Annotated in this window: 20 protein-coding genes, 7 tRNA genes and 1 rRNA gene; 5 read left to right on the top strand and 23 right to left on the bottom strand. The window is 49.3% G+C overall.

Annotation, left to right across the window (positions count from 1 at the left end; all coding sequences use genetic code 11):
* Positions 1–43: 43 nt before the first annotated feature.
* From I8U18_RS00140 to I8U18_RS00120, 5 genes are all read right to left on the bottom strand, one after another.
* The gene (locus I8U18_RS00140) at positions 44–1,189 is read right to left on the bottom strand and encodes an MGDG synthase family glycosyltransferase (protein WP_152568643.1); all 1,146 of its coding nucleotides are present in this window, start codon (positions 1,187–1,189) and stop codon (positions 44–46) included.
* Positions 1,190–1,266: 77 nt separating this feature from the next.
* A complete protein-coding gene (locus I8U18_RS00135; RefSeq protein WP_033102392.1) occupies positions 1,267–1,548 on the bottom strand; it encodes an alpha/beta-type small acid-soluble spore protein in 282 nt (93 codons plus the stop codon).
* Positions 1,549–1,661: 113 nt separating this feature from the next.
* Positions 1,662–2,354: a cell wall hydrolase gene (locus I8U18_RS00130; RefSeq protein ID WP_370589196.1), complete on the bottom strand. Its 693-nt coding sequence runs from the start codon at positions 2,352–2,354 to the stop codon at positions 1,662–1,664.
* A 258-nt stretch (positions 2,355–2,612) separates the two neighbouring features.
* Positions 2,613–3,227 carry a superoxide dismutase gene (locus I8U18_RS00125; RefSeq protein ID WP_033102390.1) on the bottom strand — a complete coding sequence of 205 codons (615 nt, stop codon included), beginning with the start codon at positions 3,225–3,227 and terminating at the stop codon, positions 2,613–2,615.
* Positions 3,228–3,341: 114 nt separating this feature from the next.
* Positions 3,342–4,484: an HAD family hydrolase gene (locus tag I8U18_RS00120; protein WP_232330840.1), complete on the bottom strand. Its 1,143-nt coding sequence runs from the start codon at positions 4,482–4,484 to the stop codon at positions 3,342–3,344.
* A 257-nt stretch (positions 4,485–4,741) separates the two neighbouring features.
* Between I8U18_RS00120 and I8U18_RS00115 the strand changes: the two genes are divergently transcribed.
* On the top strand, positions 4,742–5,902 hold the full coding sequence (locus I8U18_RS00115) for an SH3 domain-containing protein (RefSeq protein WP_198064371.1): 1,161 nt from the start codon (positions 4,742–4,744) through the stop codon (positions 5,900–5,902).
* 164 nt (positions 5,903–6,066) lie between these two features.
* Here the strand turns inward: I8U18_RS00115 and nadA are convergent, their stop codons facing one another.
* The 3 genes from nadA to I8U18_RS00100 are packed head-to-tail and all read right to left on the bottom strand — an operon-like array spanning position 6,067 to position 9,548.
* Positions 6,067–7,173, bottom strand: coding sequence for a quinolinate synthase NadA (gene nadA, locus I8U18_RS00110; RefSeq protein WP_370589358.1), 1,107 nt, complete (start codon positions 7,171–7,173; stop codon positions 6,067–6,069).
* Complete coding sequence (nadC, locus tag I8U18_RS00105) at positions 7,173–8,021, bottom strand: carboxylating nicotinate-nucleotide diphosphorylase (RefSeq protein WP_198058922.1); 849 nt, start codon at positions 8,019–8,021, stop codon at positions 7,173–7,175. The genes nadA and nadC overlap by 1 nt, the downstream gene beginning before the upstream one ends.
* A 12-nt stretch (positions 8,022–8,033) precedes the next feature.
* Positions 8,034–9,548 carry an L-aspartate oxidase gene (locus tag I8U18_RS00100; protein ID WP_033102387.1) on the bottom strand — a complete coding sequence of 505 codons (1,515 nt, stop codon included), beginning with the start codon at positions 9,546–9,548 and terminating at the stop codon, positions 8,034–8,036.
* A gap of 240 nt (positions 9,549–9,788) precedes the next feature.
* On the opposite strand from I8U18_RS00100, the gene I8U18_RS00095 reads away from it, so the two are divergent.
* Together I8U18_RS00095 and I8U18_RS00090 are read left to right on the top strand one after the other, a co-directional pair.
* On the top strand, positions 9,789–10,949 hold the full coding sequence (locus I8U18_RS00095) for a cysteine desulfurase family protein (protein ID WP_033102386.1): 1,161 nt from the start codon (positions 9,789–9,791) through the stop codon (positions 10,947–10,949).
* An 18-nt stretch (positions 10,950–10,967) separates the two neighbouring features.
* Positions 10,968–11,609 (top strand): Asp23/Gls24 family envelope stress response protein, encoded by a 642-nt coding sequence (locus I8U18_RS00090; protein ID WP_033102385.1) that lies wholly within the window; start codon positions 10,968–10,970, stop codon positions 11,607–11,609.
* A gap of 45 nt (positions 11,610–11,654) precedes the next feature.
* Here the strand turns inward: I8U18_RS00090 and pepV are convergent, their stop codons facing one another.
* From pepV to I8U18_RS00060, 6 genes are all read right to left on the bottom strand, one after another.
* Positions 11,655–13,070 carry a dipeptidase PepV gene (pepV, locus tag I8U18_RS00085; protein ID WP_198064370.1) on the bottom strand — a complete coding sequence of 472 codons (1,416 nt, stop codon included), beginning with the start codon at positions 13,068–13,070 and terminating at the stop codon, positions 11,655–11,657.
* Between the two features lie 271 nt (positions 13,071–13,341).
* Positions 13,342–14,337: an inorganic phosphate transporter gene (locus I8U18_RS00080; protein ID WP_198055153.1), complete on the bottom strand. Its 996-nt coding sequence runs from the start codon at positions 14,335–14,337 to the stop codon at positions 13,342–13,344.
* On the bottom strand, positions 14,330–14,950 hold the full coding sequence (locus tag I8U18_RS00075) for a DUF47 domain-containing protein (RefSeq protein WP_033102382.1): 621 nt from the start codon (positions 14,948–14,950) through the stop codon (positions 14,330–14,332). The genes I8U18_RS00080 and I8U18_RS00075 overlap by 8 nt, the downstream gene beginning before the upstream one ends.
* Before the next feature lie 131 nt (positions 14,951–15,081).
* Positions 15,082–16,503: a basic amino acid/polyamine antiporter gene (locus tag I8U18_RS00070; protein WP_198055152.1), complete on the bottom strand. Its 1,422-nt coding sequence runs from the start codon at positions 16,501–16,503 to the stop codon at positions 15,082–15,084.
* Positions 16,504–16,659: 156 nt separating this feature from the next.
* Positions 16,660–16,989 (bottom strand): hypothetical protein, encoded by a 330-nt coding sequence (locus tag I8U18_RS00065; protein ID WP_033102380.1) that lies wholly within the window; start codon positions 16,987–16,989, stop codon positions 16,660–16,662.
* A gap of 27 nt (positions 16,990–17,016) precedes the next feature.
* Entirely contained in the window at positions 17,017–18,600 is a 1,584-nt protein-coding gene (locus I8U18_RS00060; RefSeq protein ID WP_052154460.1) for a VWA domain-containing protein, read from the bottom strand.
* 460 nt (positions 18,601–19,060) lie between these two features.
* Between I8U18_RS00060 and mnmA the strand changes: the two genes are divergently transcribed.
* Together mnmA and I8U18_RS00050 are read left to right on the top strand one after the other, a co-directional pair.
* Complete coding sequence (mnmA, locus tag I8U18_RS00055; protein ID WP_198055151.1) at positions 19,061–20,149, top strand: tRNA 2-thiouridine(34) synthase MnmA; 1,089 nt, start codon at positions 19,061–19,063, stop codon at positions 20,147–20,149.
* Positions 20,150–20,367: 218 nt separating this feature from the next.
* Positions 20,368–20,982, top strand: coding sequence for a hypothetical protein (locus tag I8U18_RS00050; protein ID WP_198055150.1), 615 nt, complete (start codon positions 20,368–20,370; stop codon positions 20,980–20,982).
* Positions 20,983–21,020: 38 nt separating this feature from the next.
* Here the strand turns inward: I8U18_RS00050 and I8U18_RS00045 are convergent.
* The 9 genes from I8U18_RS00045 to rrf form a co-directional block, all read right to left on the bottom strand.
* Positions 21,021–21,097 (bottom strand) — tRNA-Arg (locus tag I8U18_RS00045).
* Between the two features lie 4 nt (positions 21,098–21,101).
* Positions 21,102–21,188, bottom strand: a tRNA-Leu gene (locus I8U18_RS00040).
* A gap of 18 nt (positions 21,189–21,206) precedes the next feature.
* Positions 21,207–21,280, bottom strand: a tRNA-Cys gene (locus I8U18_RS00035).
* Positions 21,281–21,313: 33 nt separating this feature from the next.
* Positions 21,314–21,387 (bottom strand) — tRNA-Trp (locus tag I8U18_RS00030).
* Between the two features lie 4 nt (positions 21,388–21,391).
* Positions 21,392–21,467: transfer RNA gene (locus I8U18_RS00025), tRNA-Thr, on the bottom strand.
* A 5-nt stretch (positions 21,468–21,472) separates the two neighbouring features.
* Positions 21,473–21,548 (bottom strand) — tRNA-Phe (locus I8U18_RS00020).
* Between the two features lie 37 nt (positions 21,549–21,585).
* A tRNA-Ser gene (locus I8U18_RS00015) sits at positions 21,586–21,679 on the bottom strand.
* Between the two features lie 849 nt (positions 21,680–22,528).
* Positions 22,529–22,849, bottom strand: a complete 321-nt coding sequence (locus tag I8U18_RS00010) for a hypothetical protein (protein WP_198064369.1) — start codon at positions 22,847–22,849, stop codon at positions 22,529–22,531.
* Positions 22,841–22,921 (bottom strand): 5S ribosomal RNA (rrf, locus tag I8U18_RS00005); the annotation flags it as partial. The genes I8U18_RS00010 and rrf, both read right to left, overlap by 9 nt.

Here is a 22,921-nt window from a genome sequence, read left to right as displayed (position 1 = left end):
CCTGAAGAAAAACAGACTTTATCAAGATCGGCTCGCACGATCTTCATAAAGTCTGTACAACAGGCTCTTTCGCCGTCAGTGTTTCGCGCACGATCCGCCGGCTTGCTCCCGGTGAGAGAAGCGGCGTAAATCTCTCACGAATCCGCTGGCGATTAAAGCCGGGCGAAAAAAATTTTTCAATCTGAATGCGAATGGTGGAGGGACGTGTAATCATCGCCACCCGATGATGCAATAAATACTGCTGGTTTGCTTCTTCCTGGCCGGGAAAAGCCTCAAAAAGAAACATCGGTAATCGCTTGGCAATCGCTTCACTGATCGTCAGGCCACCCGGTTTTGTCACAAGCAGATCAGCAGCCGACATGAACAAGGCCACATCGCGCCGGAACGCTTCAATGAGAATATGGGGACAATCGTGTTTTTTCTTGAGACGTTGGTAGAGATTGTGGTTTTTTCCGGTTAAAACGACAAACTGAATCCAGGTGAATCCCTTCAGCTCTTCGACAATTTGTTCCAGCGGACCCAGGCCTGTACCGCCGCCCATGATGAGCACCACGGGCCGGTTTGGATCAAGCCCCAACTGCAAGCGGGCCTCCAAAGCGGAAACTTCTTCATAAAACGCGGGATTGATCGGGATGCCCGTTTCCAGCAATTTCAATCCCGTTTTCCATTGAATGCGTTCCAGATCCCCGCGCCTGAGCAACTGTTTCGGTACACACAAAACATCCGGAACCCTGGCGAGCCAAATCGGGTGCAACTCATAATCGGTAACCACGCCGACAGTAAGAACGTTTTCCCAGTCAGCCGGACAGAGCAGTGTGCCGAAGGGATGGGTCGTCACAATGCGCGCCGGTTCATCCGGAAAGAGCTGGCTCAGTTTTTTCCGGATCGTCCAACCCATTTTTTCGATCATCTCGCTCGAGACATAGCGAATAATTTTATTGTGATGAGTCCAATCATAAAGGTAATGATACAGGGTTGGAAATTTATTCAACATACCCTGATAACCGGATTGCAACAGGGGATGGAAGGATCCAGGAATCAATTTTAAAAGGTCGACCACTTCAACCGAAAGATGCGGCCGTTGTTTTGCAAATTGGCATTCTAACGCTTTCGCAGCAGCATTATGGCCTGTCCCAAATCCCATTGAAAGCAGCAATATGCGTTCGATAGCGATTCCCCCCCTTTGCACCGTTCATCCCCATTATACTTTTCCCGTCCCGTCAATGGATAAAATCCACATTTTTTATGAGCAATATTAACCATCTTTCAATCTTTCCGAGCCATCGACCGTTGCGCCAAGCGGACCATTTCTTTTACCATGTTTCCGCCGATGAACCCGCCGATTTTCCCTGCATCTTCTGCCCGGATGTCTCCATTTCCTCCTCTTTTCCGGAGGGGGATATCAAACTGTTTGGCCACTTCCATTTTTACGTCTTCCGGATTGGTTATATTCGTCCCGAGCACCTGGTTTACCACTTCTTTTTTAAAGCGGTTCACCCCTTCTTCAGCACCCGGAACCAACAGGCGATTTCTCCCCCGCCTCGGCATGCAAACCACCTCCTTGAAGGTAGTGTGCGAGTTATGGACCGTGATTATGAGGGGAAGCCGTATTTTTATATTCTACACTATTTTAAACACCGAGCAAAAGAAAAAGGAGATGGTTATTTCAGAAACAGATGATTGCCGATGTGAATCGCTTTTCGGTGCTTCGCCTTTTTCTCCATCCAGGTGGAGGTGGCAATTTCAGGGTTGTAATAATAAAGGGCTCCATGCGTCGGATCCGCCCCTGCCAGCGCTTCTTTTACCGCCCGATACGCTTCCTGATCCGGTTTTAAATGAATCTGCCCGTCATCGACCGCAGTAAAAGCGTTGGGCTGGTAGATCACCCCGCGAATGGAATGAGGAAATTCATCGCTTTGGACGCGGTTGAGAATGACGGCGGCCACAGCCACTTGTCCCTTAAACGATTCTCCGCGCGCTTCCCCGTAAACGGTGTGGGCCAGGAGGGCTAATTCCTCCGGCGAAACACGCATCTTGGGGCGATGCCGTTCCGGATGATGTTTCACTTTGGGTTCCCTGCGCATATCCCTGTCGCTCTTGCTGACTTGTCGTAAATGATATTTCCTCGTCACGTATTGAACCGCTGCGTCCGCAAACGTGGTCTTATTTGTCCAGTCTTTATAGTTAAAACCCGCTTGTAATTGCTGTTTCATTTTCATGGCAACACTCTCTTGTTTCATCTTGACCAGTGTGATCTTCTTCTCCGCTTCAGCCTGACGCTGTTGAAAGGGCAATATCCCCAGCGTCAGCAAGAATGAAACGACAAGCGGGAAGGTTATTTTCGCAATATTCACTCAATTACCTCCCCTATTGTTTATTCCCTTTCACACCGCCGTTTTATGAATGAACCTGCGCCTGAAAGGGGTGAAATTAAATACAAGTATTTTAATTTTACATCAGTCATTCTATAGCAATCCTCTGTGCACCTCAATAGTAAGTTCCTGCCAGTTAATCCGGACAAACGCGTACTCTGTTCGATTCGCCCCCGGCACCCGAAAGATGCAAAAAACCTCCAGCCGGGAAAGGCTGAAGGTTTTTTTGTACCTGATATATTAGCCGCGTGCAGCGAGGAAGCGTTTGTTTACTTCTTCCCAGTTGACCACGTTCCAGAATGCTTTAATGTATTCCGGACGTTTGTTTTGATATTTGAGGTAATAAGCATGCTCCCAAACATCGAGCCCGAGGATCGGGGTTCCGCTGCCGTCCATCAGCGGATTGTCCTGGTTCGGGGTGCTGAGGATTTCCAGTTTGCCGTCTTTGACAACGAGCCAAGCCCAGCCGCTTCCAAAACGTTTGGCCGCAGCATCGGCAAATTTTTCTTTGAATGCGTCAAAGCTGCCGAAGGTTTCGTCAATGGCTTTGGCTACTTCGCCGGTCGGTTGTCCGCCGCCGTTCGGGCTGAGAATTTGCCAGAAAAGGCTGTGGTTGGCATGACCGCCACCATTGTTGCGGACAGCGGTGCGAATGCTTTCCGGCAAGGCATTCAGGTTGGAGATGAGCTCTTCCACCGTTTTTTCCCCTACGTTTTGCCCTTCAATCGCAGCATTCAGATTGTTGACATAGGTTGCATGATGGCGATCATGGTGAATTTCCATGGTTTGCGCATCAATATGCGGTTCCAGAGCGTTAAAAGCATAGGGTAAAGCCGGCAATTCATATTTAGCCATATCAAACCCTCCTATGTAATCATTAAAAATAGATCCTTGGCAAAGGCCAAGGGAGTTAAATCAAATTGTTACACCTCTTTATTATTATGCTAAAAATCGATTCTTATAGTCAACCTAAACGGACCCGTTCGCAAAAATCTTCTCCAGGCAAGTCACATCTTCCAGGATAAAATCAGCACCCAACTCTTCAAATTTCGCCCGTGCCGCCTGCCCCGTCAACCCGGTCAAGGTGGCGGCAAAATCGCACCCCATCTTGCGGGCGGCCAGGAAATCCGCAACCGAATCTCCGACGATCAAAATTTGTTTTCCATCGGCAAGCGGTAAAGCTTCCCGCAGGCATGCAGAAATTTCAGCTTCTCTGCCCAGATACGCTTTCACATAGGTATACGGCTCCGGCTTTCCCAGCGGGGCAAACTCCGGATAAGCCTCTTCCGCAGCAATGACATCCGTGGCCGTCGCAATATGATTTTCCGCAAACAGCGGGAAGAGATCCAACTGTTCAAACGGAACCTTTGTTTCCAGGAAGGACCGTCCCGTCCCGATGCCGATCGTAATCCCTTGCTCACGCAAACCGGTCAACAGCTTGCGGATCTTCTCCGGCTGTGCCAGCGGAATCTCCTGATATAAAAAACCTTTTTTGCCCGATTCCCTCGCGTCTCTCCCTTCGGTCTGCCTGTAAAGCTCCGCTCCGAGATACCATTCCTGATAAACCGAATATCCCAGTTCCCATAATGAGCTGTTGCGGGAAAACTGGGTGACCGGAATGGAAAACCACTCGGAAGCGAGTTCATTGAAATAGGTGAGTAACTCATGTTTGCTGATCGCTTGCTTCCCTTTGAAAAGTTGGGGAAATGCCGCAAATGATGGCCGGAACGAGGCGATTTCCGCTTTGCCCCAGCCGGCCAAGGAACGAAGGGATTCTTCGGTAATCGGTTCAAGCAAAAACCGTTCCACCTTTTCTTTATGCCGGGGTACCAGAGTTTTCAAAAGCTGCAAAAGCTGTGCGGAAAATCCCAAAAAAACCATATCCCAATTGGAATTGATTCCCTTTGACTTCATCCAGTCCAAAACGCGGTCATGATCAAACACGGTCTCCCGGATGAATCGAATCTGCTCTTCCCCGGGCTGCGTCGTATGCCTGTCTTTTTCCGCCGCCAAAAAATGCGGAGCGTAGAGCAGTTCCCAAATCGACAAGGCCGAAGCATCAAAGCAGCGTTCTTCACTTAAAAAAACTCCATCGACATCAAATAATATCATCTTGTACAAAGCCGGTTCCTCCTACCGATGTGCAATTTGCTTTATTGTAATAAAGGAAACAGAATACTGCAAGGCTTCCGTCATCGTGATGTGCATAAATTTGGATGACCGCATCTTTAATAATTTACTAATCTCGTAAAAAACAATACTTCACATCGCATAATGAATAGATTATGATCGAAATAGACAGAAGAAATTTGCCATTTTTTGTCCGTTGCGAGCATAATTCCCAAACATAAATGGGAGGGGAAGACTCATTGCCAAAGAATAAATGGCTCCGCTATCTTTCCTGTCTTGTCGCGCTCGCGCTGATTGTGATCCTGTTTCCTGACAACACGCACGCGGCCGCTTTTCCCGATTACAAGATCGAAGTGAACAAAACCACCAATAAACTCTATCTCTATCAAAACGGAAAAGTGATCCGGTCCTATCCCGTTGCCACGGGGCGAAGCAAGAATCTGACGCCGGAGGGAACTTTTCCGATTGTTGTGAAAATCGTAAACCCGGGATGGAAAAACATTCCCGGCGGACGGGCCGACAACCCTCTCGGGGTTCGTTGGAACGGAATCAGCGTTAACGGCGACCGCGGACGTACTTATGGCATCCACGGGACAAACAATCCCCATTCGATCGGAAAACATGTTTCCAATGGATGCATCCGCATGAATAACAAAGATGTGATCGCCTTATACAACACGATTTATGAGGGAACCCCCGTCTGGATTCACTCCGGCAAAAGCGATAACCATTGGCGGGGTGACAGTCGCGTCGGCTTAAAGCCTGCCACGGGTACGGCCATCATTACCGGACAAAATGTGAATGCGCGCACCGGCCCTTCCACAGGGTCATTTGTTCTGACCACCTTAAAAAAGGGAACGCGTCTGTCGTTGACCGGGATCTCCGGTGACTGGTACCAGGTGAAATTGCCAAACGGGCGCACCGGTTTTGTCTACAAACCCTACGTAAAAGTCTCGGGCGTTAAGACCGGACCGGCACCGACTCCGGCTCCGCAGTTCCATTCGGCGAACGGCCAGATTGCCATCACGGTTAACAGGGCCAATATCCGCACAAGTCCCAGCTTGAATTCAGCCATTTTCACGCAGGCCGGCAAGGGAAGCAAATTTACATTGACTGCCGACAGCACGGAATGGTATCGGATTCGCTTGAGCAGCGGAAAAACGGCCTACGTCCATCATTCCGTGGCAAAGGTTGTTTCAACCGCAAAGCCATCTGCATCCAAACTGACGGTCACGGCCTATCTTGCCAATATCCGTTCTGCTCCCTCGCTTTCCGCATCGGTTCTGCAACGCGTAAGCAAGGGCACCATACTTACGAAGACAGGGTCTGCAGGCGATTTCTTTCAAATCCGCTTAAAGAGCGGGCAAACTGCTTATATTCATAAGTCCTGTGTAAAATAATTTCATGATACTCGCAACGGTTTATCGGGCGCCGGGGAATGCGCCCGTTTTTCTTTTTGCCTCCACTCCTCAGGGGCTGTCGGCACCATGTATCTCTCTTTTTCCGGCTCGTGGTCGCTGCCCGATAAATAGAAAGGAGTGGAATATCTCCACTCCTCCACATTTCATTTTAACGACAGCATGCGATCCAAAGCTACTTTGGACCATTTTTTCGTTTCTTCATCCACTTCGATTCTGTGAATCGGGCGGCCTTCCAGGATACTTTCCAATGCCCACAGCAAATGCGGACGGTCGATCCGGTTCATCGTCAGGCAGGGGCACATGGTGGTGCTGAGCAATACGATTTTCTGTTCCGGATGCTCCTCCGCCAGGCGGTGAACCAGATTCACTTCGGTTCCGATCGCCCATTTGCTTCCGGGCGGAGCGGCTTCAATCGTTTTAATGATATAGTCCGTTGAACCCGCCTGATCAGCGAGCTGCACCACTTCAAAAGAACATTCGGGATGGACAATCACTTTCATCTCCGGATCCTGTTTGCGGATGCGGTGAATCTGCTCGGGGGTAAATTTTTGATGCACGGAACAATGCCCTTTCCACAAAATCATCCGCGTATCCTGCAAACTCCCTTTGTTCTCTTCAAACTGGCCGCTTTGCGGATTCCATATGACCATTTGCTCCAGCGGAATGCCCATTTTGTAGGCTGTATTTCTTCCAAGATGCTGGTCCGGCAAGAAGAGGATGCGTTTTTTCTGTTTAAAGGCCCACTCCAGAACGAGATGCGCGTTGGACGAAGTGCAGGTCGTTCCCCCGTGCCGTCCGACAAACGCTTTGATCGCCGCGGTGGAGTTCACGTAAGTGACCGGAATGATCGTGTCCCCAAACTTCTCCTGCAACACTTCCCATGCTTCTTCCACTTCTTCAATATCAGCCATGTCCGCCATCGAACAGCCGGCCCTCAAATCGGGCAAAATGACCATTTGCTCATCCTGCGCCAGCGTATCCGCTGTTTCGGCCATAAAATGGACGCCGCAGAAAATAATATACTTGGCCTCTTTCTGCTCTGAGCCAATCCGGGCCAGGCGCAGGGAATCACCGCGAAAATCGGCAAATTTGATCACATCATCCCGCTGATAATGGTGTCCCAGGATCACAAGATCTTTGCCCAGCCGCTCCTTGGCGCTCCGGATTCGCGCATCCAATTCTTCGCTTCCCATCGTACGGTACTGTTCAGGCATTTCCATATCGACATAGCCAAGCAGATCCATCGCCATCAGGCATCCCCCGTTCCTTTTTCAAAGTCCAAACTGATATCGAGTGAGGTGACCGAATGTGTTAACCAGCCGAGCGAAACGGCATCCACACCTGTTTCGGCAATCGCGCGAATCGTCTCCGGTGTGATTCCCCCCGACGCTTCCGTCCACACTTTTCCATCGATCAGCCGTACGGCTTCCCGCATGGTCTCCAGATCCATATTATCCAGCAAAATGGCGTCTACATCGTATTTCAAAATCTCTTTAACCTGATCCAGCGTGTCCGCTTCCACTTCGATTTGCACCATATGACCGACATAGTTGCGCGCCTTTTCAATCGCTTTGGCCAGACTGCCCGCCATCGCAATATGATTGTCCTTGATCATCACCCCGTGGCTTAAGCCAAAGCGGTGATTGCTCCCCCCGCCGACGCGGACTGCATACTTCTCCAGCTGGCGCAAACCCGGTGTCGTTTTGCGGGTATCCAGCACTTTGCAATTCAAACCTTCCAGTTTCTTTACCAACCGGCGGGTGATGGTGGCGATGCCGGACATGCGCTGCAACAGATTGAGGGCAACCCGTTCCCCGGTCAAAATGGCACTCGTCGGACCGGAGATTCGCGCAACCGGAGTCCCTTTTTCCACTTCCGCCCCTTCCTCGACCAATGCCGTCCAGGCAATCTGCGGCTCCAGCTCTTCAAACACCATCTTCGCCACGGGCAAGCCCGCAATGACGCCGGGTTGTTTGGCGATAAAGACACAAGAGCTTTGATGCCCGGCAGGAACGAGCGCTTCGGTCGTCAAATCCCCGACTCCCAGGTCTTCGTTCAAAGCTTCACGAATAAATTGCCGTAACGCAACTGTGTTCATCCTTGGTCCCCCTTAAATCACATTGTGCCTTTGCACCCAATCCGGACTTGGATCAGGATAGTCAAAGCGATAGTGACCTCCGCGGCTCTCTTTGCGCCACAATGCTGCTTTCATGATGATTTGTGCAGTTGTTAACATATTTAAACATTCCAGCATCCCGGGTCTCACTTGTTTTTTTACTTCATCCAACAGGGAAAGCCCCTGTTTAAGCCCCTCGGACGAGCGAACAATTCCCGCGTGATCCCACATGATCTCCCGGATGCGGTCTTTGATCGTTTCCTCAGTTTGCTTATCACTGCACAAAATTGGAGATACAAATTCTCCGTCAAACGCCGCTCCACTCCGCTCGCTGTAGGATGAAAGCTCTGCCGCCACTCTCTGCGCGAAAACCGCCCCCTCCAAAAGCGAGTTGCTCGCCAGCCGGTTGGCTCCATGCACTCCGGTGCAAGCGACTTCCCCACAGGCAAACAACCGCGGAAGCGAAGTCCGGCCTTGGAGATCGGTACGAATTCCGCCCATGATAAAATGAGCCGCCGGTGTAACCGGGATCAGGTCATGTTCGGGATCGATGCCGCAAAGCACCGCCTGGCGATGGATTTTGGGGAACCTCTCCTTAAATGTCCGTCCCAGCTTCGTCGCATCCAGATAAACGGATCTCCCTGCTTGCATTTCCATATAAATCGCCCGGGAAACCACATCACGCGGCGCCAAGTCTTTCCAAGGGTGAACCCGCTCCATAAATGCTTCACCCTCATCGTTTACCAGAACCGCTCCTTCTCCCCGAACCGCTTCGGAAACAAGAAACATCGGGTTTTGCTCGACTGCCAGCGCGGTCGGGTGAAACTGGATAAACTCCATATCCATCAACTTGACTCCGGCACGGTGAGCCATCGCAAATCCATCGCCCGTCGTGACAAGGTGATTGGTCGTATACCGGTAGATTTGACCGCAGCCACCGGTCGCCAGGACAACCCCTTTTTTTGCAAAATAACCAATCGGTTCCCGATCCGGATCCGCGACGACCACTCCGGCACAAACTCCGTCTTTTACCAGCAAATCGGCTACCATCGTATGCGTTTCAAGAGTGATGTTTGCATGCGCGACGGCCTGCTTCAACAACGCGGATGTGATGCCGGCGCCGGTTGAATCTCCCATCACGTGCAAAATTCGGGAAACGGTATGCGATCCTTCCCGACCGAGGGCAAACTGATCTCCTCTTTTGTCAAAGGGAGTTCCCCAATCCGATAACATCCGGATGGTTTCCGGAGCCATTTTTACCATGCATTCCACCGATTTCGGATCACAAAGTTCCACACCGGTACGCAAGGTGTCCTCGAGATGCAATTCAGGCGAATCGTCTTCCCCGATCGCCGCCGCAATCCCCCCCTGGGCCCGGTAGGAATTGCTGTCGGCTTTCTGCGACTTGGTCAAAACGGCAACTTTTCCCGTTTCAGCCAAAGAAAGCGCTGTCACCAATCCTGCAATACCGCTCCCTACCACCACGTAATCGGTCATTTCTCGGATCATGTTTGTTTATCCTTTCACAAATTCTTAACAAATTGCTCACCTTTATTTTCTCAGGATTGTTCAGAAAGTCAACCACCAAAATTATCTTTTTCATTTTAAATCAGAAGGTAACAGAGAAAAATGTGATTAATCTCACTTGCCTCTCGATTGGTTTTTTGACAGATTGGCAAAGTGAGACCTATCTTTTTCTTTTTTCGCTATAATAATGAAAGAACAATTTCAGGAAGCGGAGTTGGGTGTATGAAAACCATTTATCTCGATTATGGAGCCACCAGTCCGGTCAGGGAGGAAGCGCTTCAAGCCATGCTCCCTTATTTCAGGGAAAAGTACGGCAACTCCGGCAGCATTCACGACTTCGGGCAAGTCAGCCGCGAAGCGATCGAACACGCCCGCCGGCAAGTGGCTGAAGCGATCGATGCCGACTCTCCGCGCGAAATCATTTTTGTCGGCAGCGGCACCGAAGCCAACAATCTCGCCTTGATCGGAGCAGCTCGCAAACACAGAAACAAAGGCAACCACATCATTACTTCTTCCATCGAACATCCGTCTGTGCTGGAAGCCTGCCGTCAACTGGAAAGAGAAGGATTTGAGGTGACATACCTCCCTGTCGACCGGTTCGGGCTTGTCCGCAGCGAAGATGTGAAAAAAGCCCTTACGGATAAAACGATTCTCGTCAGCATCATGGCGGCCAACAACGAGGTCGGAACGATACAGCCGATCGCGGAAATCAGCCGGCTGCTGAAGAGAAGTTCCATTTTGTTTCATACCGACGCCGTGCAATATTTCGGAAAAGTCCCCATGTCCGTGGCCGATCTGGGCGTGGATCTGCTCTCGATCGGCAGTCACAAGATCGGAGGTCCAAAGGGAATCGGCGCTTTGTACATCCGTAAAGGGGTGCGAATCGAACCCCTTTTCCACGGCGGCGGTCAGGAACGGGGATTGCGTCCGAGCACGTTAAATACCCCGGCCATCGTCGGGTTTGGTGCAGCCGCCTATTTGGCCGCACAGGAAGCGGAAGCGGAATCCGCGCGCTTAACCCGATTGCGGGATGCTTGTTGGCAGCGCATCCGTGATGAAATCGGCGAAGTGGTGTTAAACGGTCATCCCACCCGGCGCTTGCCAAACAACCTTAATCTGAGCTTTCACCGCGTGGAGGGGCAGGCCGTGTTGTTGGAGCTTAGTCGCAATAAAATTTATGTTTCCAGCGGTTCGGCTTGCAGTGCGGGAAAACATGCCGCTTCCCATGTGCTGATGGCCATGGGCACAGATGAAGAAACAGCTTTTCAAAGCCTGCGAATCACGTTTGGAAAAGAAACGACCGAAGCTGAACTCCAGCGTTTTATCACCTGTTTGAAAAAGGTGATGGATGAACTGCGCTCTCTTTTAATCAATGAATCCTAAAGATGGAGGATCGACTCATTGGGTAAGTTTTTCTCCGTTATACTCAGACTGATCGTCATTTTCGCTGTCGCCTTTGCCGCCTGGATTTTGTTCTTCACCCTGCAACAGATGAACTATACGGAGCCTGACCAGGTATACTTAAGCGGAACACCGATCTCACACGCTTTTGTGTTCGCCTTTTTTTGCCTGGTCGCCCTTTTTATCACCATGTTTATTCAACAACGGAAAAATCCGGGCCGTCTCAAACGGCTGTTCTTCCTTTTTTCGGCCTTTTATCTGCTCTGCAGCCCGTTTGTGGTTCTCTCCTTTGACAACTATCTGCTGGTCACCCGGCGTGGTATCGCCTACAACGAATTTTGGAATATGGAAACCATGAAAGCCAAGCGCTGGCAAGATATCGATCACATCGAGCTGGATTATCGTCCGGAACGTTGGCCGTTCAATCCAGGCCCTTACCGTTTGGTCTACCTCGTTTTCTTTAAGGACGGGCAAACAGTGGATTTGAACAATTATAATTCTCCCCTGTACGACGCCAGGGAGTTTGAGGCGATTCACCGGACAATGATCAAGCAAGGGATTCCGATCGAGATCGCGCGGCAACTGCCCGGCGATACCAATCCGCACTCTTTTCTCTACAAGATCTATAAGATGGAACCATGAGAAACCCCCCTCTCACCGGAAGAATCGAGAGGGGGGTTTTGCATGTTATTTGGCCAGTTCATAAATCGCCTGGGCATAGATGGCCGTCGCTTTTAACAAGTCTTCAACCACAATGTGTTCATCCCGCTGATGTGCCGTTTCTTCCCGTCCCTTGAACAATGGCCCAAAAGCGACTCCGACATCGAGGACGCGCGCATAAGTGCCTCCGCCAATCGCCAACAGTTCTGCTTTTTCTCCGGTTTGCTCCTCATAAACCTTGGACAAGATCCGAATCAGGGAATGATCGGGTTCAACAAAGTGGGCGGGTTTATGGTCGATCTCCGTGATGCGGAAATGATCGTCCGCCAGTTTTTCTTCAATCGCCTCGCAAATTTTTTCTCCCTCACCCGATTTCGGATAGCGGACGTTCAGGCGAATCATCCGTTCACCTTCCGCTTCATAGCTGAAAATGCCGGCATTCACCTTCAAACGGCCTGTAAACTCGTCTTCCATGGCAATCCCCAGTTTTTCTCCGAAGAAGCTATCCACCAGATAGCGATTGATTGTCTCAATGAATTGCCGCCCTGCGGAATCGAGCGGAATTGCAGCCAGGAGCCGGGCCATTTCCAATGCGGCATTCAACCCTTTTTCCGGTTCCGATCCATGATGGGCACGCCCTTTGATCGAGATGGTAACTCCTTCATTTCTTTCTTCGGCATATCCCTGTATTCGATGGGTCAGCAAAAAGTCCTGCACTTTCTCTTTCAGTTCAAACACATCGCCTTCGCCCGCCAGCTTCACTTCTGCCAGGTCAGGAACCACATTGACCCGCTGTCCCGCTTTGAATTGCACCAGTTTCCATTCGCCGTCTTTCGCTTCGCTCTTTTCATTGGTTCCCGCAAAACGAAGATCCAAAAGTCCTTTTTCCGCCGAGATAATCGGAAAGTCAGCATCGGGAGAAAATCCCATTGTCGGCATCTCTTCACGCTCAAAATAATGTGCCATACAACGCCACTGCGATTCTTCATCTCCGCCCAAGATGAGACGAACGCGTTTGGACAGCGGCAAACCGAGTTCCTTGACGATTTTGAGGGCAAAATAGGCCGCCATCGCAGGTCCCTTATCATCGATGGCTCCCCGTGCATACAATTTTCCGTCACGAATCTCCGGGGCAAAAGGAGGAGAGGTCCATCCGTCACCGGCCGGAACGACATCGACATGAGCGAGCACGCCGATCAGTTCTTCTCCTTCCCCGTATTCGATATGCCCTGCATAGCCATCGACATTTTTGGTTTTAAAACCGTCCCTCTCGCCCAATTTCAGCATATATTCCAGCGCTTCGGCAATTTTCCGGCCAAACGGGGCTCCCAATCCGCTGTCGGCCTCATCTAAAACGCTTTCAATCGCCAGGAACTCTTTCAGTTCTTCCAGCATCTCGTCTTTGCGTTTGAGGACTTCATCGTACCATGCCACCTCTGTCATCAACGACTCCTCCTGCTTTTTCCATATCATATGCCGTTTTTCTCCCCTTCCCTTATGTATCAGCCCAAACCGGGATTCATACTTTAAATTTAAAATAATTGGAGGCATTTGAGCCTTTAGCTTGGAAATTTTTGCTTTATTTTTTCACTGCTTTTACTATATCACGCCTGTCCTGTTTCCGCCAAATCAGCAACGAAAAAATCGTTCCTTCATGCCGTGCCAAAAAGAAAAAACAGCCTGTTCGTCATGATGAACAGGCTGTTGCCGCAGCTTAGGGTTCAAGGAATTTCAAGGCCATATACAGTAAGTACGACATCACGGCTGTTCCCGGCAAAGTGAGCACCCAGGCGTAGATAATTTTGCCGGCAACGCTCCAGCGGACACTGCGCAAGCGTTCCGCCGCTCCCACCCCGATGATCGAGCCGGTGATGGTGTGTGTCGTACTGACGGGCACTCCGATTTTCGCCACCGTGGTCAGCAAAAAAGCAGCTCCCGTCTCTGCGGCAAAACCTTGCGGGGTTTCCAGGCGACTCAGACGCGATCCAATCGTATGAATCACTTTACGTCCTCCTGCCGCTGTTCCCACCCCCATGATCAGTGCCGATGCAGCTGTGGCCCACCATGGAACCGTAAATTGCGAGTGCGAACCGAAAGCGAAGAGAGCCATCCCAATCACTCCCATCGCCTTTTGCGCATCAGACGCACCATGGCTGAACGCCATAAAAGCGGAGGAAAGAATCTGCAAATACTTGAAGATCGTTTTCACCCGCGAACGGGGGATATTGCTGAAAAATCCGCGAATCAATTTGATGATGGCAGCACTGACGATCCCGCCCAGAACGGGAGAAATGAGCATCGCAATTAAAATCGTAATAATGCCGTGATATTGCAGGATCGAAGGACCCTTGTAAGCCAGGGCGGCACCGATAATGCTGCCGATCAGGGCGTGGGAAGAGCTGGTCGGCAATCCCATTAAAACCGTAATCACATTCCAGACGATCACGGCGATTAACGCGGAAAGAAGCACAATTAAAGTAACATAATGGATGTTGACAATATCTTCCCCAATCGCTTTGGCCACTTCCGTTGAGAAAAACGCACCCGCCAAATTGAGAACAGCTGCCAGCAAAATGGCCATCCACGGCGACAGCGTCCGCGTACCGACCACCGTCGCAATCGCATTGGCGGTATCGTGCCAACCATTGGTAAAGTTAAAAACCAGAGCAAGCGCGATCACAGCCACCAATATCCAAAAAGGATCAAGCATACTTCATGACCACGCTTTCCATGATATCCATCACGTCTTCAAAGGTATCTGTCACGTCCTCCAGTTTTTCGTAGATTTCTTTCATCTTGATTAACTGGATCAAGTCGACCGGCTCCTCAAACAGAGAGCTGATTCCTTCACGCATTAATTTATCCGCTTCATTCTCCAGCATATTGATTTCAATCGAGATCTTGCGAATCCCGGCATAGTCCCTTTTTTCCAAAGCCCTGAAGGCGTCTTGCAGGTACACGGCCGATTTTTCAAAGATCTCCCCAAATTTGCTGAGATACGGGGTGGGATTGTCAACATGCATATAAACGAAACGGGCGGCACACGCTTCGATCCCGTCGATCACATCGTCCAAGGTTTGTGCCAATTTTAAAATATCTTCATGATCGAGCGGAGTCACAAAGGTTTGATTCAACTCTTTGATGAGCAGGTGAGTATACTCATCCCCTTTGCTTTCCAGCTCTTTGATTTGCTCCGCATATCTTTCTTTCTCTTCGAGTGTTTCCACATTCTCACGGAACAATTGCACAGCTTCAATGATATTGGCTGTGGCATCCACCATCATTTGATAAAAAAGGCGATCCTTAGAGCGGTTAAAAAGCACGTGATTTCCTCCCAGTCAACCAAAATTCAACCAAGAATATATTAATCTTTAATATTGTGTACTGAAAACCGGTTCAACACACTTTTTATAAATCCTTTAATCTTGATTAACAAAAACTTTACAATGGTAAATTATGGGGATAAGTTGCCAGTGAGGATCATCCCGATCGCTGCGATTCCCGCACCGGAAATGGCCAAGGCGACCAGCCAGTCCTGGCCTTTGAACAGCTTTCTCTTCCTGGACAGTTGCATGGGGATGTAGAGCACAAATCCCGCCAGATAAAGAGAAGAGACCATCAGCAAATAATCCAGGCCCGCGGCATACAGGAGCCAGCAAGAATAAAGTGCAGCCAGAAATCCGATCAGACCATCCCGCACTTTATCTTTATCATTAAGATAAGTTTCCCCCGTTTTTACCAACTTTAATTGATATAGTGTTGACAGGAGGTAGGGAATTAAAACCGCCACACTGGCCATCGAATAAACCGCCTGATAAGTGGATGCGGAGAAATGAACGATAATGACGAATGCTTCCGTGATCAGGCTTGTCCACCACAGGGAAACGATCGGCGTATTTTTGCGGTTTTCCCGCATAAAGCTGCGGGGAAACATGCCATCCTGCGCAGCCACATAGGGAATCTCAATCGTGAGCAGAATCCAGCTCAACATCGCTCCCGCAATCGAAATGATCAACCCGACATTGATAAGAACAGCCCCCCACGGTCCGACGATCTTAGCGAGAACATAAGCCATGGACGGCTCCGGCAACGCCTGCAGTTGCTCTCTGCTCAAAACCCCCAAGGACAAAATGGAGATCAGCATATAGACCAACAATGTGCCCAATAAACCGAATACGGTCGCCGTGCCGACATCCCGATGCCGTTTGGCCCTTCCGGACAAAACAACGGCTCCTTCAATACCGACAAATGCCCATAAGGTAACCAGCATCGAATCCTTTACCTGTTTCATGATAAGAGTCCAGGAAAACGAACCGTTTCCCCAGAAGTCCGTGAAAAAGATTCCGCGGTGAAAGGCAAAGACCAGGAAGATGATGAAAATGAAAATAGGCATCAATTTTCCAATCGTGGTGATAAAGTTGACAAAAGCCGCCTCTTTCACCCCGCGCATGACCAAAAAATGAAAAGCCCAGACAAAAAGGGTTCCGCCCAGCAGAGAAGGAAGATTGTTTCCCTCTCCAAAGATCGGATAAAAATAATTCAGGGTGCTGAACAAAAGCGGAATAAAGGAAACCAGTCCCAAAATCGAGGCAATCCAATAACCCCACGCGCTGTTAAACCCGATAAACGCTCCGAATCCCGCCCGCGCATAGCTGTAGATTCCCCCGGTCAGTTCGCTTTTGCGCAAGGTCAAATTTTGGAATACCAGGGCCAGCATCACCATTCCCGCCCCCGTAATCAGCCAGGCGATCATCACCGCTCCGCTGTTGGCGGCTGATGCCATATCCTTGGGCAGATTAAAGGCTGCTCCCCCGATCACCGAACCGATGATGGCTGCCATCAGCGCCCATAAACCCAATTGCCTTTGTTGTCCCATTCTTCATTCACTCCATTGATGAGCTTTATATCGATATAAATGACAATTTATCGCACACATTTATGTATACTATATTAATTCGTTAATTTAGTAAAGTGATAAAGATTGGAAGCAACATAAAAGGCGCCAAGCTCCTTTTCGGCTTGGCGCCTCCGTTCAGGCGTGAACATTTGCGGCCAGATAGGTTCCTTCAATATGTAAGTATAGGATATTCAAATCGCAAATTCGCCTTGACAACTCATTCATTTCCTCCGTCAGCCGCAAAAATGAAGTTTCGTCGTCCATTTCCTTCAGATCATTGAATTTCTGCATATACTCCCTTTCCAACATCTTGACCCGTTCAGGAATTTGCGAACAAATCTCCTGGCATTTCAATTCAAATTCATCTTGAAGTTCTTTAGACAACGCCTCATATTCCTGATGTAAAAAGGGACGCTTGATCCCCAGCCGCTGGTCGTATCGAAACTCAAACGGCACCGTATCCATCGATGATTCTCCCTTGCCTTTTTGTCACTAGTGCACGTCTGCTTGATTTTGTTTCAGTTTATACAAATCCATTTGTTTTTTCAACAGATCGTTTTGCAACAATTGCTTGGCCTGTTTAATAATCTCGGTTTTATCTCCGCCTTCTTTGCTCCAGTCATCAAGCAGAACGTTCGCCTGATTTTGCCAGTTCTTATCCAGCTCCATAGAGATTTCCTGCTGGCGCCGATCGGAATAATCCTTCAATTGGGATTTGCGTTCATGAATCCAATTATTAATCGTGTCGAAGGTTTCCGTATCGACTTTGCCTGTCTTTTCAACGAAATGGTTCGCCTGATCCAGGCGGTTGTATTCTTGCTCGATCTTGCCGACCAGATTGTCATGAAACTGCTCCAGCCGATTTTCATCCAAACGGTGCTCTTTGATGATCGAATCAAGCGCTCTCATTTGCCATGGAGAATTGGCCATTTTCAAAGAGAGCTTTCGCTCTTGAAAGGCTTGATCCAATTTTTTCGGATCGTCAACCGCTGTATAGTCGCCACCTGTGACATCGGTCACTTGCTTCAGTTTGGTTTCCGTTTTCGGATCGACATCGATGCCGATGACATGAACATTGGCCAGCGCGTTGGAGAGGTGGAGATTCTCAGCCGCCTTAACCGGATCACCGCCACAGTTTTCATAGCCGTCGCTGACGATGATCAACTGATTTTCCGCTTGCGTCGGAGCCCCCGGCATCATGTCCTGCTTGCTGGTTAGAATCGCGAGGGCCATGGGAGTATAGCCGGTCGGTTTGATCTTGTCCAGCACTTCCTTCCATTTGGACTGATCCGGCACGGCACCCGAAACCAATTTGGCGGTGCTTTGGCAAGAAAGCGGTTTGTCCTTTTCCTCGGCACTTCCCTGATTGCCGTAAACCCTCAACTGAAAAGCCGTCTTATCCTTGGGCAGGGAGTCGGCAAATTTTTGGATCGCCTCTTTGGCATAATCCATCTTCGTCTTTCCATTTATTTCCCCGTCCATGCTCTTGCTTGTATCCAAAAGGACGACAAAATTTATTTTTTTCGGAGCAGTGGGTTTTGCCGGCAACGTGCTGGCTGAAGCAGATGAATTCGCACCGGATTTTTGCGTTGTGTCTGCCTTCCATCGGTTAGCGACCTGCTGCCATGCATTCACTTTATCTTCATAGCTGGTTTTACCCAATTCATCAAAAAACTGAACATCATTTTTATAATTTTCGCCAACCAACCCTAACAGATAAGCATACGCTTTGTCATCCGACAATCCTTTCGGCATCTGCTTCAACGCCTTGATCACCCTTGATTGGTTGTACTTGTCGCCGGCGTATTCTCCTTCTCCCCGGTCTGCAAGGATATCCGGCAAGTCCGTATGTGGAGCCGGGCTTCGCGGAAGATCATCTTGTTCGATTTCCTTTTCCTCCTGGGTTGATTGATTGTCTTTGATCGCCAGTTGATCCAAATGATTTAATTGGTCCGGCTTATCAATTTGGCTTCCTGCCGTCTGTTTGATTTGCTGGAGCACCGGAGAGCAACCACTCAGAGAAAAGGCAGCGACAAGCATCCCGAATAGCAGAAAACAAAACTTTCTTTTTTGCATAAGCCCTCCTTCTGAGTCGGCTTTTTGGTTGAAGGGATGCCCCTTCACCTTCTGGTGTACCAGTTTGATTTTAGCTTACTTGAACTGTACTCATTTGACAACATCCGGCCGGCGGAGCGATTGACAATCTTGCGGCATTTTTCATTTCCCATCCACGTTTTTCACTTGCACCGCTGTTAAGGAAACTTCCTCCCGGGCGCTACGACAGCCGATGGCTCGCTCCCCTTCAAACATGGACGGGGATGATGTAAATCCAGTTTATTCAATGTTTCCGGCAAAATGAACCGTTCACCAAGATCGTTCTCCTTCAGGGGCAAATGCAGGCGCTACGATTGTGCCATTTGGTTCCATTGATTCCTTTGTTTGTTGAAATAAAAGGATTTCGGTATAATAACGGTTAGGGACAAGTTGCCCTGACAGAGGAGAGCTGTTAAGAATTTTTCACATAGGACGGATCGTTATGAGCAAAAACAACCAATTGCGTGTCGTAGTCGGCATGTCCGGTGGTGTCGATTCATCGGTCACCGCTCTGCTTTTAAAAGAACAAGGCTATGATGTGATCGGCCTGTTTATGAAAAACTGGGACGACACGGATGAATTCGGACACTGCACGGCAACGGAAGACTTTGAAGATGTGCGGCGTGTCTGTGCGCACATCGGCATTCCCTATTACTCGGTTAATTTCGAAAAAGAGTATGAGCAAAAAGTCTTTCAGTATTTTTTGGATGAATACCGCAAAGGCCGCACGCCGAACCCCGATGTGATGTGCAACCGCGAAATCAAATTCGGGGAGTTTTTAAATAAAGCCAAACAACTGGGTGCTGATTATATCGCCACGGGCCATTATGCTCAAATCATTGAACGGGACGGTCAAAAATATCTTGCCCGCGGTGCCGATCCAAACAAAGACCAAACCTATTTTCTTTATGCTGTGCACAAACCCCAGCTGATGCAGGCCATCTTTCCCATCGGACACATGCAAAAGAAGGAAGTGCGGAAACTGGCTGAGGAAGCGGGTTTGCCTACTGCCAAAAAGAAAGACAGCACAGGCATTTGCTTTATCGGCGAACGGAATTTCCGTGAGTTTTTAAGCCAGTATCTCCCTGCACAGCCAGGTGAAATTCGGACACTGGACGGGGAATATAAAGGAACTCATGATGGTTTGATGTATTACACGCTCGGGCAGCGCCAAGGTTTGGGCATTGGCGGCAGCGGAACCGGTGAACCCTGGTTTGTCGTAAAAAAAGATTTGTCCACCAATACCTTATATGTTGCCCAGGGGCATGATCATGAAGCTCTTTATTCGAGCGGACTGATTGCAACGGATATCAACTGGCTGGGCGATGGAACCCCGCAAAGTCCGTTTGAATGCACGGCCAAATTTCGCTATCGCCAACAAGATCAGCCCGTTCTCGTCACCCCGCAAGCGGACGGCACATTTCGCGTCGAGTACAAAGAGCGGCAACGTGCAGTAACTCCCGGTCAGTCCGTGGTCTTTTATCAGGATGAAATCTGCCTTGGCGGAGGAATTATCGATCAGACCTTTTAAATATAACTTGGAAAAGGGCTCTTTCAGTAAAAAACTCGAAAGAGCTCCTTTTAAATTTCATCCTCGCTCTGTGGAAAAAGTTTCTTTGGATACACCGGAATCATGGAAGGAATTTCCGCGCAAGGTTGCGAATTTATTCTATTACCATCGACATAATCTTTTCTTTATTCCCTCTATTTTTAAATCCGTCGAAACCGCGAGGCAGGGAGGTTTCCTCAATGAAAGGTAAACAGAATACTCCGGTTCGCAAGCCGGACGATTTGTCTCCCGAAGACTTCAGCTTACAGATCAGACGAAAAGCGATTGGGTTTATCAGTGCCGGCGTTGCATGCTCGATCATGTCATTCGGCGCCTACTGTCTCACTTCCACCGCTGCGGTCAGAAATCAAACCGATGCTGCACCAGTCATCCAGAATCCTGAACCCAAAACAGAAGTGATCCAAACAGCCACGGATCACAAGACTGAAAGCCCGTCACCCCGTCAAATCGCTTCCCGAGGCAATCTACAAACGGAAAAAAGCACATCACTCCCCGCAAATGAAACCGATTTGGCAACGAACCAGGAACGGATCAGCACGCATGTGCCCCATTTGAAGGAGAAAAGCCCATCCACCCATTCGACTTCCCAGCTTTCTCCTGTCGTGGCTCTCAATGATTCCACAAAAGATTCCACAAAAGAAAAAGAGGAACCCGTCTATGAAAGTGATAAGAAGGCAGCAGAGAAACAGCCCAAGCCGATCGATTATTTCGATTTTGATCAACCCGGTCTGATCCAGGAACTGGAGAAAAACGTTAAATGGGCCCAGCCAAAATCAGATTATGCGACCAAATAAAAATAAAAAGGATCGATCAAAACGACCGATCCTTTTTTTGGCGTGCCCTGGAAGATTCGAACTCCCGACCTTCTGATCCGTAGTCAGACGCTCTGTCCAGCTGAGCTAAGGGCACATATTGGTGCGGACGAAGGGACTCGAACCCCCACAGCCTTGCGGCCACAAGAACCTGAATCTTGCGCGTCTGCCAATTCCGCCACGTCCGCACGATTATCAATTTTTCATGGAGGCGGCACCCGGATTCGAACCGGGGGTAAAGGTTTTGCAGACCTCTGCCTTACCACTTGGCTATGCCGCCATATGAATCGATTCATCAGCAATACGATCATACTGGCAGGGGCGGTAGGAATCGAACCCACACTGGAGGTTTTGGAGACCTCTGTTCTGCCATTAAACTACGCCCCTTCAATGGTGCTGGTGAGAGGACTTGAACCCCCAACCTACTGATTACAAGTCAGTTGCTCTACCAATTGAGCTACACCAGCGAAAGTGGTGGCTCGGGACGGAATCGAACCGCCGACACGAGGATTTTCAGTCCTCTGCTCTACCGACTGAGCTACCGAGCCTTATTCAGTCCTCTTTCCTCGATCATCATTTGTTAAGTGGCGGAGAGAGAGGGATTCGAACCCTCGAGACGGGTTTTGCCCGCCTACACGATTTCCAATCGTGCTCCTTCGGCCAACTCGGACATCTCTCCATGTTATTTAGCAAATCATTTGTCTCAATCGAGGCATTTTTTACTTCGTATCGCATCGACAAATATTATATTACACAGGTTCAATTATAATGTCAACAGGAATTTTGATTTAAATTTATTCTGAAATTTTGTTGCCCATGTTTGTATTTTTACGTTTTTTGGAGCGTCATTCTTTCTTTCTGTAAAAGTGTATTGCAGGTACGGGTTGCGTTGTCCCTGCAATCTTCCCGTATTTCCAAATCCCTGTCTGCGACGGATCATTCCCCGCCCCGCTTTTGACAGCTTTCATGCCCTTGTTGTCATTGCCAAAACGCGGGAGGTTTGTCTTTGCTTCTTTTCCCGTAGCAAGAACGGTGAAAGGAAAAGTTTTGCTAACCCTTGCCAAAACTTCTTCCAAACCAATTTTGCCTTATGTTCCAACATGGCGTCAAACTCAGCCCATCGGCATCCGTGATGGATTTTTCCGGCTTATGTTTCCTTACCATGTGCTTGACTTGAGAGCCTTCCAAATTGTTCCGCCGAGAGCACCACTGGATATCCTGGTGCAGATTCTTTGATCTTCGCGGATCCATTTGGTGAACGTGCAACGGTGCAACTAACTGAAGGGGCACATTTGGAGGAATCAATACACAATCCATCCTTCTCCTGCTCTTTTGCATACCATTAACATCTCTTCCATCTGATCTCCCTCACAGAGGAAAACAGCGCTCTTCATCGATATTTGAGAAGAACAGCAGAATCCTTGCAGTCGATCATAACATCCGGATTGCTTTGAACCGTTTCCCATGTATCATCTGTTCCAATTTCACCACGATCCCAGAGAGTTCAAAAAAAGAGTGCAAGACCAGCTCATCCCCTCATCTGACGCCCACTCCCATCTAGCTGGAAGAACTGAAAAAGTTCCTGGCGATTGAAAGCGTTTTGGATGACGCCGACAGCGGATTGGGAGCCCCGTTTGGCCGGAAAATTGCCGAAGCGCTGGAATATATGCTCAAATTGGGCGAGAGGGACGGTTTTAAAACCAAAAATGTCGATGGCTATGCAGGGCATATCGAATACGGCATAACTGAAGTCAGAGGTTGGTTTTCTCGATCGTTTCTTGACCCACTGGCTTTTACAGAATACAAAAAAACCACCTCCAACGAGGTGGCTTGTATCTTTGCCTGGCAACGACCTACTCTCCCAGGGGTGAACCCCAAGTACCATCGGCGCTGGAGGGCTTAACTTCCGTGTTCGGGATGG

This window comes from Thermoactinomyces sp. CICC 10522, from assembly GCF_016055075.1.
GTDB classification, from domain to species: Bacteria; Bacillota; Bacilli; order Thermoactinomycetales; family Thermoactinomycetaceae; genus Thermoactinomyces_A; species Thermoactinomyces_A daqus.
The sequence above is the reverse complement of the archived record's forward strand: the minus strand, read 5'-3'. Positions and strand labels throughout refer to the sequence as shown.